A 13,836-nucleotide genomic window follows, 5' to 3' on the forward strand; every position below is an offset into this window, starting at 1 on the left:
TAAAAATTTTAACATAACAAAAAGAAGATAACACCTTAAAAATAAAGAGTGTTATCTTCTATTAGATTAAATTTGACTATTTTGTAGACGATACATATCATAATACAAGCCTTCTTGTTCGATTAAAGTATCATGATTGCCTCGTTCAACGATATTTCCTTTTTCTAAAACTAAAATCAATTCTGCATCTTTAATAGTCGAAAGTCTATGAGCAATCGCAATGGTTGTTCGTCCTGTCCTCATTTTTTTCAGACCTTCTTGAATGAGATTTTCTGTTTCTGTATCAATATTAGCTGTTGCTTCATCAAGTACTAATATTTTAGGATCTGTCACGATCGTTCTAGCAAAAGAGATCAATTGACGTTGTCCACTTGAAAAGCTGGCACCACCTTCTATCACTTTAGCATGATATTTATCAGGTAAGGTATTAATATATTGGTCAGCTTGAACAAATTTAGCAGCTTGAACAATTTCTTCATCTGTTATATTTTGATTTAACAAGCGAATGTTACTAGAAATATCTCCGTAAAACATAAACGCATCTTGTAGAACTAGACCCATCTTGTCTCTTAACTCTTCGATAGAATAATCTCTAATATCCACATCATCAATCAATATTTGACCATCATAAAACTCATAAAAACGCATTAACACATTAATAATAGAACTCTTACCACTTCCAGTATGTCCAACTAAGGCAACCGTTTCACCGGGATTTGCGATAAAGCTAATGTTGTTTAAAACATTATGTTTACCATCATAAGAAAAGCTAACATTTCTAAATTCAATTTTTGCATCTCTTACTTTAGCATTTGCTCCTGGATTTTGTTGCGGTGCTAATTCTTCATGGTCTAAAATCGTAATAATTCTACTACCGGCAACTACACCATCTTGGAAAACACTTAGAAAATCCATCATATTAATCATTGGATTAAAAAATTGCTGTACATATGAAATGAACGCATAAATTAAACCAACTTCAACAGGTGAATTTAATGCATCAAATCCAAAGAAACCTAAAACTAATGCTGTAGCTAAAGCATACAGCAAGTTGATAACGGGTGCTAGAAGGATTGAATTTGTTTTAATCATCGCATATTTTGACTGTAAATAATCATCATTGTTTTTTTCAAACTCTTCTTCCAAACGTTCTTCTTGACGAAAATACTGAATAACTGCCATTCCAGAGATAGACTCATTCAATTTTGTATTCAAATGACTGAGTTTCTCTCTCATGCCTCGGTAAATTCTTGAACTAAATTTTTGATAATACCAAATAATCACACCTAAAATTGGAAAGAAAATCATACAAATAATCGTTAGTTGTAAGTTAATAAATGACATTGCGATAAATGATGCAATGACTCCAAATAAAGTAGATAAAACCATTAAAAAGACTAACCAAAACTCAAAAAGAGTTTCCGTATCATTTGTTACACGGGAAACGATTGACCCTGCTGGTGTCTGGTCAAAATAACGCATCCCAAGTGTTTGTAATTTTACAAATAATTCAACCCGAATGGATTGATAGGTTTTTAAAGAGCCCCTAAAGTATAACACCCATTGTCCAAACCAAACTGCTGCTTTAAATAAAATACCTAAAGCATAGAGGCCTGCAAAATAAAGAATAATATTCATGGTGGCATCTTGCGCTGTTAAATAATCATCCATAAAAATTTGTAAAATTTTAGGTAAAGTGATATTAACAACCGCTAATGCTACAGCAAAAGTTAAAGCGAATATAAAATCTTTTCTAAATGGCTTAGCAAAGCTGAGTAATCTTTTAATAATTGTTTTTTGTTCTTTCATCGTAAAGGATTTTAACCAAACCGATTTTGATTCTTCCATTATCTAGCACCTCCTTCTATCTTTTGTTCTAGCTGTTGGTAATCAAACATTTTCTTATACCAACCATTAAGAGCAATCAACTCATCGTGATTACCTCTTTCAATAATATTTCCTTCATCAACAACAATAATCTCATTAGCATGTTTCACACTGCTCAATCGATGAGTACTTATGATGGTTGTTTTGTTATCTCTTTCTTCACGTAAATTATTTAAAATAGCTTCTTCTGTTTTAGCATCAACAGCAGATAAAGCATCATCTAAAATCAACAATTCTGGTTGAACTAAGAGTGCTCGTGCAATAGATATTCGCTGCTTTTGACCACCTGATAGAGAAACACCACGCTCTCCTACCATCGTGTCATACCCTTCTGAAAAACCTAGAATATCTTGGTGAACCACAGCCTCTTCTGCAATTTGTTCAACTTTTTCTTCACTAGCTTCTGGCATCCCAAACCGAATATTATCTCTTACTGTCATTGAGAAAAGGAAATGATCTTGTGGAACGTAACCAATTGAATGAAGCAAACCATCTAACGTATATTCTTGTATACGTTGACTATTAATCGAGATGTTCCCTTCATAATCATCATATTCACGCATTAATAATTTCAAAATAGTTGTTTTTCCAGCACCCGTTTTTCCAACAATACCTAGCGTATTTCCCTCTTTTAATGAGAAATGAACATCTTTCAATACCTGTTCTTCACTACCTGGATATTTAAAGGTTGAGATTTGGTAATCAATATCACCTTTAGCAGGTGTTTTGATTCCTGTCTTCATCTCTTTAATATGAGATTTTTCTTGCATTAACCCATAAACTCGGTCATAACTAGCATTTCCTCGCTGAATAACATTAAAGAAACGACCAATAGCAAACATCGGCCAAACAAGCATTCCAATATAATTAAAGAATGTAACTAATTGACCAATAGAGATTTCTCCCTGAACAATTAAATAGCCACCTAGAATAATAGAAATAACATAAGACATTCCGATAACTAAAGTAATTAATGGATCAAACATTGCATCTAAATTATTAACTTTATTATTCATTCGAATGGAATAATCTATATTTTTTTGGAAATCTTCAATATCTTCTTTTTCTTGACCAAATGTTTTAATCACTTTAATACCAGTAATACTCTCTTGCGTCTTATCATTTATTTTTGAAAAAGCCGCTTGAGAATCTTTAAAGGCTTCATGCATTTTATCTCCTAACTTGCTTGAAAAATAAGCTAGTAATGGAAAAGGTAATAAAGCAATAAGTGTTAATCTCGGATCAACAAAAATAATCATAGCAATAACTGTTGTAACACCTGAAATAAACGCATCAGCAAATGTTAAAACGCCTGCTCCTGCAACATTTTGAATTGCATTGATATCATTTGTTGCATGGGCCATTAAATCCCCTGTACGATATTTTTGATAGAAATTTTGATCCATTTGCGTAAAATGATGGAATAATTTTTTCCTCATTAACTTTTCAAGTCTTGCAGCTCCTCCCCAGATATGTTTACGCCAAACATAACGTAAGCAATAAACAAGAACTGCAGAAAGAATTAAAATACTCAACCAACTAGCTAAACTTTTAGCTGTTAACGTTTTATCAGCAACACTATCAACTATTATCCCAATAATTTTTGGAGGAAATAATTGAATAAGTGCTAAAATAACCAACGTAAAAACTCCAATGAAATAACTCTTTTTTTCTTCCTTAAAAAACCAAGCGAGTTTTCTAAAAATCGACATGTCTTTCAACTCCTTTTTATTAAAAATAAAACAAAAAAACGCGTGCAAAAAATGCACCCGTTTTATTACAGTATTTTTGAAAACATGAAAGTACCTAATACGAAGCTATTTTTTCTTCTTAGTATTTTGTGATTTCATATTTTGCATCATTTGGCGAACTTTTTTCTCAGAAGGTTTTTGACCCATCTGCGCCATCATCATACGTAACATATCCTCGTTAACGGGAGGATTTTTCTCTAATTGATCTTCAAATGTTTTTTTAGCGAAAAAGAATCCACCTACTGCACCTAATAACAATGCAATAATAATGAATAATACAACTAATCCTGTATTCATATCTTTGACACTCCTTCCTCCGGTTAATTAATCTCACATTTTAATATTTTACTAGAAAATCACCTAAAAAGAAAGCACTTTTCTAATAAAAAATTAACTATTTGTAATTAAATCCAATAAATTGGGGTTAAATTTTTGTTCTTTCAACATAGCAATTTCAAATTCATAAGGCGGTTTAGCCGTTTTTTTATCTTCACCTACAAAAGGTGTTTCCAAAATTTTTGGTAAATCTTTTAGTTTCGGATGATGTACCACATAATTTAATGCATCAAAACCAATCGTTCCAAAGCCAATATTTGCATGACGATCCTTATGAGAACCTTGTGGATTTTTAGAATCATTAACATGAATTACTTTTAAACGGTCCAGACCAATAATTTTATCAAATTCTTCTAGCACACCATCAAAATCTTCTCGAACATTGTAACCAGCATCATTAATATGACAAGTATCAAGTGTGACAGATAATTTCTCGTTGTGAGTCACTCCCTCAATAATTTGCGCTAACTCTTCAAAACTACGTCCAATTTCTGTTCCTTTACCTGCCATTGTTTCTAAGGCAATTTGTGGTGTTTGATCTGCTCTTAAAACTTCGTTAAGACCTTTAATGATTTGATTAATCCCTTTGTCTGCGCCTTCACCTACATGAGCTCCGGGATGAAGAGTAATCTGAGTTGCACCAATTGCTTCAACTCTCTCAATTTCTTGTCTTAAAAAATCAACGGCAAAACCAAAATTTTGTGGTTTTATGGTATTTCCTAAATTAATGATATAAGGCGCATGAACAACAATATCATTAATATTCATATCATTTTCTTCCATAAAAGCTAGACCAGCTTCTATATTTAATTCTTCAATCGGTTTTCTTCTTGTATTTTGCGGTGCTCCTGTATAAATCATAAACGTATTCGCATTATAACTTTTTGCTGTTTCAGCAGAACCTAACAGCATTTTTTTTCCATTCATACTTACATGAGATCCTAATAACATTCTCTTACCTCTTTCTTTGCAATATCATAATCATTGTACAGTTTAAAAGAACGACAAACAAGTTTCACGCTTATTTAGAAAGTTATTTCTAGGTATTTAACAGGTTTTCAGTATATAATTAATTTTGATATAAGGAGGGATTTTAATGCAACTTGAAATTGTTACCAATCAATCAAAAAAACAAAAAGAGACAAAAAATTTAGTTATCGAAGGTTTTCTTGGAAAACTCGGAAAAAGTGGCTTTTCAACAGAAGAATTACTCCAAATAACAAATCATTTTTGGTCTTTTCCTAAAAAATCGAGTCGAAATAAACAATGGATTATGACTGATGAATCAGGAAAACTACTTGGTACCATGCTTTTAAAAAGAGAAAATGATGAGACAAGTTCACTTAAAGACTATTTAACTCTTTTTAAACAATTTCCAAAAAAGAAAATCTTAAAATTACTAACTATTTTCGCTATTCTAGAGCACGATTTAAAGGAAAACGAAGTCTATATCGATCATATTGTAGCTAATAAAAATAATCGTCACGGTGGTGTAGGAACTGCTCTTTTAGACACAGCTCAACAAGACATCCTACCTAATGAGTTTCTCTCATTATACGTAGCAGCGAGTAATACGCGTGCTCTTAGACTTTATCAAAGAAAAGGTTTCACTATTGTCGAGACTGGGAATAGTTTCATTCGAAAAAAACTTATTTCAGAAGAAAAATGGCATTACATGATTTGGAAGAAACCATCTTCACTGAAAACTAGGAATCAGAAAGATTAAATGATATAATTTAACATTATAAGCTTAGAGGTGATAAATTGACACAACCTAATAATTATGAACCATTAGAAAATAACAACAATGAAAATAAACCAATCGAACCTGAGAAAGAAAAAAAGAAATTAAACATTTCATTTTCTTTTAATGTTGTTTATCGCGTTTTTAGATCTCTCCTTTTCTTAGGGGTTTTAATAGCTGCAGCTATTGGTTTTCTTGGTCTAGGAGTCGGTATTGGCTATTTTGCTTCATTGGTTTCTGATGTAGAAGTACCTGGAAAAGAAGAACTTTCTCAAAAAATAAACGATGTAGAGCAACAATCAAAAATTCTTTATTCCAACGATGATTTAGTTTCAGTTATTAAATCAGACTTAATCAGGACATCTGTTAAATCAGATAATATTTCACCTCTTGTAAAAAAAGCCTTGGTTTCTACAGAAGATGAAAATTTTTACGATCATAAAGGAATCGTTCCAAAAGCAATTGCTAGAGCTACTTTATCGGATGTAACAGGTCTTGGAGGTAGCTCAGGTGGGTCAACCATCACGCAACAGCTAATTAAACAGCAAGTACTGACAAGCGAAACCTCTTATAAAAGAAAAGCTTCTGAAATAGTACTAGCTGCTAGAACTGAGAAATTCTTTTCAAAAGAAGAAATTTTAAATGCCTACTTGAACGTCTCTCCTTTTGGGCGTAATAATCAAGGAGAAAATATTGCTGGTATTGAGGAAGCAGCATTAGGCATTTTTAATGTTCATGCAAAAGATGTTTCTTTACCACAAGCAGCCTTTTTAGCTGGCTTGCCTCAGTCCCCTATTGAATACAGTCCTTATACTAACACTGGCGAATTTAAGAAGGACTTTAAACTGGGATTAAATCGTAAGAATGACGTTCTATTTAATATGTATCGTGAAAAGATGATTAACGAAAAAGAATATGAAGAAGCCAAAAAATATGATTTAACTAAAGACTTTAAACAACCTGAACCACCTAAAAGTGACGACAGTGGTTTCTTATATAATTATTTATACGATGAAGCAGCTCGAGTAACCATGCCCATCTATTACGAAAGAGACGGTCTAACAGATAAAGATATTGCTGAATCTAATGAACTTGAAAAAAAATATCAAGAAATTGCTAAAAGAGAGTTGCGTCAAAATGGCTATACAATCAAATCTTCCATTGATAAAGACATCCATAATGCGATGCAAGAAGCAACACAACAGTATGGCTATATTCTAGACGACGGTCGAGACAAACTTTTAGAAACTGGTGGCGTATTAATGGATAATAAAACTGGGAGAATTTACGGTTTTATTGGTGGTCGTAATTATGCTCAAAGTCAGTATAATCACGCTTTTACTATGAGACGCTCACCTGGTTCTACCATCAAACCATTGATTGCTTATGCTCCTGCAATTGATACTGGACTTATTGGTTCCGAATCAAAACTATCAGATTTTCCTAAAAAATATTCTGATGGTACTGTCATTAATAACTATTCTGATAAAGGAAGTAGCACTTTCAAGTCCGCAAGAGAGGCTTTAAAATGGTCACTTAATATTCCTGTTGTTAACCTTTACGGAGAATTAGGAAAACAAACTAATGTAAAAGAGTATTTTGATAAAATGAATATTGGTTTAGATAATGATGAATATTCTTTTGAATCAATTCCTTTAGGGGGAACTCATAATGGGATGACTGTTAATGAAGGCACTGCCGCTTATGCAACCCTTGCTAACAAAGGGGTTTATAACGAAGGTTTTGCTATTGAAAAAATAACTGACAATAACGGAAAAGTTATTTATGAACATGAAGCTCATCCCGTTGAAGTCTTCAAACCTTCTACTGCTTCTATTATGAATGATATGATGCGAGATGTCCTTAAATCTGGTACCGGACAACCTGCCAAAGATGCTTTATACAGCCAAAGCGCTACTTTGGCTAATGCTGATTGGGTTGGTAAAACGGGGACTTCAGAACTTCAAAAAGATTACTGGTTTATTGCTTCAACCCCTTCAGTTACCATGAGTAACTGGATTGGCTATGATGATAATACCTTAATGTATGACACATGGAATAAACAAAATATGATTTTTTGGGCAAACGTTACAAATTACGTTTACCAAAGAAATCCTGATATTTTTGGTGTTAATGAGAAATTCTCACTCGATTCAGGCGTCAACAAACAAAAAGTTGTAGAATTTACTGGAGAAAAAGAAAGTAGTTTCAATACAGAAGGCTATAGCATGAATTTACGTGGCTCTAAAACAGAAACAAGTCTTTATTCTGCTGGTAACAATGCACCTGACAGTAGCTTCCGTTTTGGTATTGGAGGGACAGATGATAATTATAAGAGTGCGTGGAACTCTTACATCCGTCCAGCTAACAAAACACCGCAAAAATACAATAAGCGAAGATAAAAAAATGAGTGATAACTGTTTAAAAGTTATCACTCATTTTTTATTATTATTTTGTTGAACCTTTTTGAATTAAACCATAAGGAAGAACGATTGTTTTTTCTTCAACATCTTCTTTATTCATCAATTTAGTTAAAAGTCTCATTGAAACAGCACCGATATCATATAAAGGTTGAGAAATACTAGTAATACTTGGTCTAGCAATATCACTAAAGAGTGAATTATTGCTTGTGATAATTTCGAATTCACTTGGTACACTTATACCATTATCAGTTAAACTATTTGATAAACCAACAGCTAACTCATCATCAGCAACAACAGCTGCCGTTGCACCACTATTAATCATTCTTTCATGTAAATTCAAACCAGCTTTATAACTGTACTCTGATTCAAAAACTAGACCTTCATTAAATGAGATACCATTTTCTTTTAAGGCTTCTTTATAGCCGTTTAAACGATGAACGCCATTAATTGGATCTAATAAAGAACCTGAAACAAAAGCAACTTTTTTATTACCAGACTTGATTAATTGGTTTGTTGCATCTTTTGTTGCCTCTTTGTAATCAATATTAACAGAACCAACTTGATTATCTGGATCAATTGAACCTGCTAAAACAACTGGTGTTTTAGAACGAGAAAATTCACCACGGATTTCTTCCGTTAAATGATGTCCCATAAAAATAACTCCATCTACTTGTTTAGCTAATAATGTATTAAGCACATTAATTTCCTTTTTGTCGTCTCCATCAGAGTTAGCTAAAATAATGTTATATTTGTACATTGTAGCTACGTCATCAATACCTCTTGCAAGAGAAGCAAAATAAGCATTACTCACATCTGGTATGATAACTCCGACTGTTGTTGTTCGTTTACTTGCTAGACCACGAGCAACAGCGTTTGGACGATAATCTAAGCGCTCAATAACTTCTAAAACTTTTTTTCGTGTTGCTGGTTTAACATTGGGATTACCATTAACAACGCGTGAAACAGTTGCCATTGAAACAGCAGCTTCACGAGCAACATCATAAATTGTAATTGTTTGTTTTTCCATTTTTATATTCTCCTTTAATATCATCTATAAAAACTATTTCTTAACGATAATAAGCTTGTTTTATTGATTTTAGATTATCAGATAACTAATGATTTTGCAAGCGTTTTAGTATGTTTTTCATGAAAATAAAAAGAAAATTTCAACAGAAAAAGCTAAATCAAAAGATTTAGCTTTTTTAGAACATTTTGTTATTTATCAGTATTTTCAATTGCTGTATATAAATCATCAGTAATATCATCTTCATTTAACACAATATCTTCTTGCGTTAAATCATTAACTTTTCCTCTTACTTCATGGGAAGTTCTTTTAAAATCTTCTTGAACATTTGCAGTTCTTCCTTTTAATCCTTCTAAAAATTCATTAGAAGTCATTTTAGCATGATCCACATGTCCTGCTACTCTATCTTCCAACCAACCATATTCTTCTCTCTTTTGTTTGGCAAGGTCATTTAAATCGCTGCTTTTGCTTTGAGCAATTCCCGCCAACTCACTTGCTTTACCTTCTGAGACTTCATCTAATTGATCCATAAGATCTTCTCTCATTTTTCTTCCACTTTTAGGAGTTAATAAAAGTGCTGCAGCTGCTGCAGCTGCTCCACCGATAACTGCTCCTACTAAAAAACCACTTGATTTTTTTGACATAAAAATTGCCTCCTGTTAATTATTTCTTTTTAAATAAGTTTGCAGCGCCTTGAGCTGCTTTTCCGACGATTGTTGCTGTTGCAATATTTTTACTTGCATCTCCAGCTTTTACTAATAATGTTTTACTTGAAGCGTTTAATTCAGAAACACTTTCGCTTAAATCAGCGACTGCTTGGAATAACGGGTCAATAGTTTCAACTTTTTCAGCCACATCTACTAACAATTCATTACTTGTTGTCAATAATTCTTCACTTTGATGAAGAAGAACATCCACATCTTTTGTTAGAACCGAAACCGATTTATTCGTTTTATCTAAAATTCGATTAACTTTTTCAACAGATTCGTTAATATTTTTGTTTAATTGTAATAAGAAAAATACAATAACAACCACTAATACTACAAAAGCAAGGGCTGCAATAATTGCTGCGATTTCAACACCTGACATCTCTACTACCTCCTACCCTTCATCTAAAATACTAATTTTAGGATACCATTATCTTATCCTTTTCTCAACAACTAAATAAATGGTAAGATAGGGATTGATGATATATTTATGTTACTTTTTTAGGAGGCTTTTTTTAATGCAAGAAACAACAACTAGTACACAACTAGAAATAGCTAAACAGACAAAAAAAGGAATTCATGTCTTTCAAAAATTTTGGGACGGACTTGACTGGGAAAAAATTATTTCGACAGTCATTTATAAAACGATGTTAATTCTATTATTTTTAGTCATTCTTTTGATTATAAGAAAAATTGTGATTCGTTTAATTGAAAAATCTTTTAACAATTATCGGAAAAAAGAAGTTTATAGTGAGAGCAGAATTAAAACCCTAGAGACCCTCTCCAAAAACTTTTTCCAATACTTTTTATTCTTCGTTATTGTTTATTCAGTATTAACAATTATTGGTATTCCTGTTGGCTCACTTATCGCAGGAGCTGGTATTTTTGGTGTAGCTCTTGGTTTGGGAGCGCAAGGCTTCATTAATGACGTCATAACAGGATTCTTTATAATTTATGAACGTCAGTTAGATGTAGGCGACCATGTTATTTTAGATACCGTTGAAGGAATCGTTGATCAAGTGGGATTACGAACAACCCAAGTGAAAAGTTTCGATGGTACTCTCAACTACATTCCTAATCGTCAAATTTTAATCGTCAGTAACTTATCTAGAGAAAATCAACAAGTCTTAATTGACATTCGGGTAAATCCCGATGAAGATATCGAAAAAGTAAAACAAATTATGCATGAAATCAACGAGAAACTAGTTGAAGATATCCCGGAAATAAAAACTGAACCTACTATTATCGGGCTGATTCCACTACCTAATGGTACATACGCGGTTAGAAGTATTGTTTATGCTCTAGCAGGTTCTCAAGTTATTGTTAAGAGTAAAATGACTACTGCCTATGTTGAAGCATTGACTAATGCTGGTATTTCAATTCCTACGACTCCGATTAATCTAACTGTTTAAAAAAACTGTGAGAAAAGCATGTAAAATGACTTTTCTCACAGTTTTTCTTTTTCTTTATCTTTTGGGATAAATATTAAATGCTTTATTTAAAGTTTCTCCCTCTTGAATTTCTTTTTCATATACATCATATTTTAATTCTAATTCATGCGCCAAATGATTTACTGACTTTAGAATTTCTTTTCTTGTAATAATCCCTAAGAATTTCTCTTTGTCATCCACTACTGGAATAAAATTGCCATCTACAAGTAGGTTTAGTATCTTTTCGATATTAAATGGTAACATCGTCGCTTTAACATTTTTATCCATCACATCTGATACTTTAATTTCTGCTAAACGTTCTGGATTAATTGATTCTGTATCAAACATTTCACTCACAACATTTGATAAAGAAATTAAACCAACTAATTGTTGTTCTTTATTTAAAACAGGTATCTTACTATAACCAATATTAGTTAGAACAAGTAACGCATGTTCTAAGTTATTTGTATCTGTTAAAGTTGCAACATTATCTCCATTGATTAAAAGATTTTCTTCATTTTCTAAAAAAATACTTTTTACAGCATTCCCGATCATTGGGGGTGCCTCCATTCCTCTTAATAAAATTAATTTTACAATAAATAAAAATAAGGTAAAGCCTTTTCACAGTTTATTCATAAACTATTTAAACAAAATTAACTTATCTTGGAAAAACAACGGATAATTCTTCAATCAAATGATGACTTCGATCATAATAATCAACTTTTATCTCTCCATCATTTGTTTCAATAATCGCATAAGTTTTTAAGTGACTGTAAGTCCCACGAGGTTGAGAAATACTACCGGGATTAACATATAAAATATTATCTGCCATAGCTGCCAACAATTTATGGGTATGACCGTATAAAACAATTGTTGCATTTTTTTCATGTGCAGAATAAGAAAGTGATGTTAGTCCCATATTAACGTTAAACAAATGTCCATGAGTCATATAGATACGATTATCTCCGCTATTAATAACACATTCTGTTTCATATTTAGGATTGTAATCACAATTACCTTTTACAACAACAAACTGGTGCCACAACTCATCTGTCACTTCAAGTTCAGAATCACCACAATGAAACATGCCATCCACTTTATGACGCCAAAAGTCAGCAATATCTACTAAAATATTTCGATCACCATGATTATCACTAACAACTAAATATTTCACTCAACTACCCCTTTCATCCACGTATCAAAATCAACTGTTAATTTCTCAATTGCTTGTCCTCGGTGGCTTATTTTATTTTTTTCTTCAGAGGATAACTCAGCAACGGTTTTATCAAATTCGGGAACATAAAATAGCGGATCATAACCAAAGCCGTTTTCACCTCTTGGAATCGTTCCGATTTTACCTTCTAGTTCTCCTACTACAACTAAACTTTCTTTATTGGGTGCAGCTAAAACAAGTGTACAATGAAATTGAGCTGTTCTTTTATCATCTGGCACATCGTACATTTCGTGAAGTAATTTTGCATTATTAGACGCATCACTTTTTGCTTCTCCAGCATATCTTGCTGAATAAACGCCTGGTTGACCATTAAGAGCATCAACTTTTAAACCAGAATCGTCAGCTAAAACAATTGAATTAAACATTTTAGAAATTGTTTCAGCTTTTAATCTTGCATTTTCTTCAAAAGTAGAACCTGTTTCTTCCACATCAGGAATCTCAGGATAATCTAAGAGAGTTTTAATTGTATACCCCTTTTGATTAAACATTTCTTCAAACTCTTTGGCTTTTCCACTATTTCTAGTTGCAATTAAAATTTCTTTTGCATTCGTCTCTTTTTTTTCAAGTTTAACAGAAGCATTGGATAAACTCTCTTTTTGTAACTCGATCAACTCATTGATAGCTGCTTCACCCAAATCAAGTAAAGTATTCAACTCTTCTCTTGAAAATGTTGATTCTTCTCCCGTTCCTTGAACTTCAACCATTTTTCCTGATTCTGTCATCACTAAATTCATATCTACTAAAGCAGATGAATCTTCTACATAATCCAAATCTGCTACACATTCTCCAGTTGGTAAAATTCCTACACTAATAGCTGCAAGATTTTCTTTAATAGGATTTTCTTTTAATTCCCCATTTTCAAGCAATGTGTTTACTGCTAGTTGAAGAGCAACAAAAGCTCCAGTAATACTAGCTGTTCTTGTCCCTCCATCAGCTTGAATAACATCGCAATCAACAACAATTGAGCGCTCTCCTAATTTTTTCAAGTCAACAACAGAACGCAAAGAACGTCCTATCAAACGTTGAATCTCCATCGTCCGACCACTTAATTTTCCTTTACTGCTTTCACGGCGGTTTCTTGTGTTAGTTGCACGTGGTAACATACTGTACTCTGCTGTCACCCAACCCGTTTCAGATCCTCTTAAAAAAGGAGGTACACTTTCTTCAATTGTTGCATTAACAATTACTTTTGTTTGGCCAAAACTAATTAATACAGAGCCTTCTGGATGAATTAAATAATTGGTTTCAATTTTTACAGGTCTAATTTCTTGATTTGCTCTTTGATCATGTCTCATCTATT

13 protein-coding genes are annotated in these 13,836 nt (G+C 32.5%); 3 read left to right on the forward strand and 10 right to left on the reverse strand.

Annotated features, from left to right (window positions below):
* Window positions 1–66: 66 nt before the first annotated feature.
* The 4 genes from H9L18_RS09290 to H9L18_RS09305 all read right to left on the reverse strand — a co-directional run bounded on the left by H9L18_RS09290 (window position 67) and on the right by H9L18_RS09305 (window position 4,925).
* Window positions 67–1,848: an ABC transporter ATP-binding protein gene (locus tag H9L18_RS09290; RefSeq protein ID WP_126794822.1), complete on the reverse strand. Its 1,782-nt coding sequence runs from the start codon at window positions 1,846–1,848 to the stop codon at window positions 67–69.
* Complete coding sequence (locus tag H9L18_RS09295) at window positions 1,848–3,599, reverse strand: ABC transporter ATP-binding protein (protein ID WP_126794820.1); 1,752 nt, start codon at window positions 3,597–3,599, stop codon at window positions 1,848–1,850. Before H9L18_RS09295 ends, H9L18_RS09290 begins: the two co-directional genes overlap by 1 nt.
* Before the next feature lie 105 nt (window positions 3,600–3,704).
* Entirely contained in the window at window positions 3,705–3,935 is a 231-nt protein-coding gene (locus H9L18_RS09300; RefSeq protein WP_126794818.1) for a YneF family protein, read from the reverse strand.
* 93 nt (window positions 3,936–4,028) lie between these two features.
* The gene (locus tag H9L18_RS09305; protein ID WP_126794816.1) at window positions 4,029–4,925 is read right to left on the reverse strand and encodes a deoxyribonuclease IV; all 897 of its coding nucleotides are present in this window, start codon (window positions 4,923–4,925) and stop codon (window positions 4,029–4,031) included.
* 145 nt (window positions 4,926–5,070) lie between these two features.
* Here H9L18_RS09305 and H9L18_RS09310 point away from each other — a divergent pair, with 145 nt between their 5' ends.
* Window positions 5,071–5,700, forward strand: a complete 630-nt coding sequence (locus tag H9L18_RS09310) for a GNAT family N-acetyltransferase (protein WP_126794814.1) — start codon at window positions 5,071–5,073, stop codon at window positions 5,698–5,700.
* A 38-nt stretch (window positions 5,701–5,738) separates the two neighbouring features.
* Window positions 5,739–8,120, forward strand: a complete 2,382-nt coding sequence (locus tag H9L18_RS09315) for a transglycosylase domain-containing protein (protein WP_126794812.1) — start codon at window positions 5,739–5,741, stop codon at window positions 8,118–8,120.
* Window positions 8,121–8,166: 46 nt separating this feature from the next.
* Here the strand turns inward: H9L18_RS09315 and ccpA are convergent, their stop codons facing one another.
* The 3 genes from ccpA to H9L18_RS09330 all read right to left on the reverse strand — a co-directional run bounded on the left by ccpA (window position 8,167) and on the right by H9L18_RS09330 (window position 10,254).
* Window positions 8,167–9,168, reverse strand: a complete 1,002-nt coding sequence (gene ccpA / locus H9L18_RS09320; RefSeq protein ID WP_126794810.1) for a catabolite control protein A — start codon at window positions 9,166–9,168, stop codon at window positions 8,167–8,169.
* A gap of 188 nt (window positions 9,169–9,356) precedes the next feature.
* A complete protein-coding gene (locus H9L18_RS09325; protein ID WP_126794808.1) occupies window positions 9,357–9,809 on the reverse strand; it encodes a YtxH domain-containing protein in 453 nt (150 codons plus the stop codon).
* Between the two features lie 19 nt (window positions 9,810–9,828).
* Window positions 9,829–10,254, reverse strand: a complete 426-nt coding sequence (locus tag H9L18_RS09330) for a DUF948 domain-containing protein (RefSeq protein WP_126794806.1) — start codon at window positions 10,252–10,254, stop codon at window positions 9,829–9,831.
* A gap of 136 nt (window positions 10,255–10,390) precedes the next feature.
* On the opposite strand from H9L18_RS09330, the gene H9L18_RS09335 reads away from it, so the two are divergent.
* Window positions 10,391–11,284, forward strand: a complete 894-nt coding sequence (locus H9L18_RS09335) for a mechanosensitive ion channel family protein (protein ID WP_126794804.1) — start codon at window positions 10,391–10,393, stop codon at window positions 11,282–11,284.
* A gap of 54 nt (window positions 11,285–11,338) precedes the next feature.
* Here the strand turns inward: H9L18_RS09335 and cbpB are convergent, their stop codons facing one another.
* The 3 genes from cbpB to rph all read right to left on the reverse strand — a co-directional run bounded on the left by cbpB (window position 11,339) and on the right by rph (window position 13,831).
* Window positions 11,339–11,857 carry a cyclic-di-AMP-binding protein CbpB gene (gene cbpB / locus H9L18_RS09340; RefSeq protein ID WP_126794802.1) on the reverse strand — a complete coding sequence of 173 codons (519 nt, stop codon included), beginning with the start codon at window positions 11,855–11,857 and terminating at the stop codon, window positions 11,339–11,341.
* Window positions 11,858–11,960: 103 nt separating this feature from the next.
* Entirely contained in the window at window positions 11,961–12,476 is a 516-nt protein-coding gene (locus H9L18_RS09345) for a metallophosphoesterase (RefSeq protein ID WP_126794800.1), read from the reverse strand.
* Window positions 12,473–13,831, reverse strand: a complete 1,359-nt coding sequence (gene rph, locus H9L18_RS09350) for a ribonuclease PH (RefSeq protein WP_126794798.1) — start codon at window positions 13,829–13,831, stop codon at window positions 12,473–12,475. The genes H9L18_RS09345 and rph overlap by 4 nt, the downstream gene beginning before the upstream one ends.
* Window positions 13,832–13,836: the final 5 nt, after the last annotated feature.

Source organism: Vagococcus carniphilus (genome assembly GCF_014397115.1).
Classification (GTDB): domain Bacteria; phylum Bacillota; class Bacilli; order Lactobacillales; family Vagococcaceae; genus Vagococcus; species Vagococcus carniphilus.

Excerpts from the sequence above, each read along its gene's own strand:
- H9L18_RS09290 (WP_126794822.1), bottom strand. The coding sequence starts at position 1,848 with ATGGAAGAATCAAAATCGGTTTGGTTAAAATCCTTTACGATGAAAGAA.
- H9L18_RS09305 (WP_126794816.1), bottom strand. The coding sequence starts at position 4,925 with ATGTTATTAGGATCTCATGTAAGTATGAATGGAAAAAAAATGCTGTTA.
- H9L18_RS09300 (WP_126794818.1), bottom strand. The coding sequence starts at position 3,935 with ATGAATACAGGATTAGTTGTATTATTCATTATTATTGCATTGTTATTA.
- H9L18_RS09335 (WP_126794804.1), top strand. The coding sequence starts at position 10,391 with ATGCAAGAAACAACAACTAGTACACAACTAGAAATAGCTAAACAGACA.
- H9L18_RS09325 (WP_126794808.1), bottom strand. The coding sequence starts at position 9,809 with ATGTCAAAAAAATCAAGTGGTTTTTTAGTAGGAGCAGTTATCGGTGGA.
- H9L18_RS09295 (WP_126794820.1), bottom strand. The coding sequence starts at position 3,599 with ATGTCGATTTTTAGAAAACTCGCTTGGTTTTTTAAGGAAGAAAAAAAG.
- H9L18_RS09310 (WP_126794814.1), top strand. The coding sequence starts at position 5,071 with ATGCAACTTGAAATTGTTACCAATCAATCAAAAAAACAAAAAGAGACA.
- H9L18_RS09330 (WP_126794806.1), bottom strand. The coding sequence starts at position 10,254 with ATGTCAGGTGTTGAAATCGCAGCAATTATTGCAGCCCTTGCTTTTGTA.
- ccpA (WP_126794810.1), bottom strand. The coding sequence starts at position 9,168 with ATGGAAAAACAAACAATTACAATTTATGATGTTGCTCGTGAAGCTGCT.
- cbpB (WP_126794802.1), bottom strand. The coding sequence starts at position 11,857 with ATGATCGGGAATGCTGTAAAAAGTATTTTTTTAGAAAATGAAGAAAAT.
- rph (WP_126794798.1), bottom strand. The coding sequence starts at position 13,831 with ATGAGACATGATCAAAGAGCAAATCAAGAAATTAGACCTGTAAAAATT.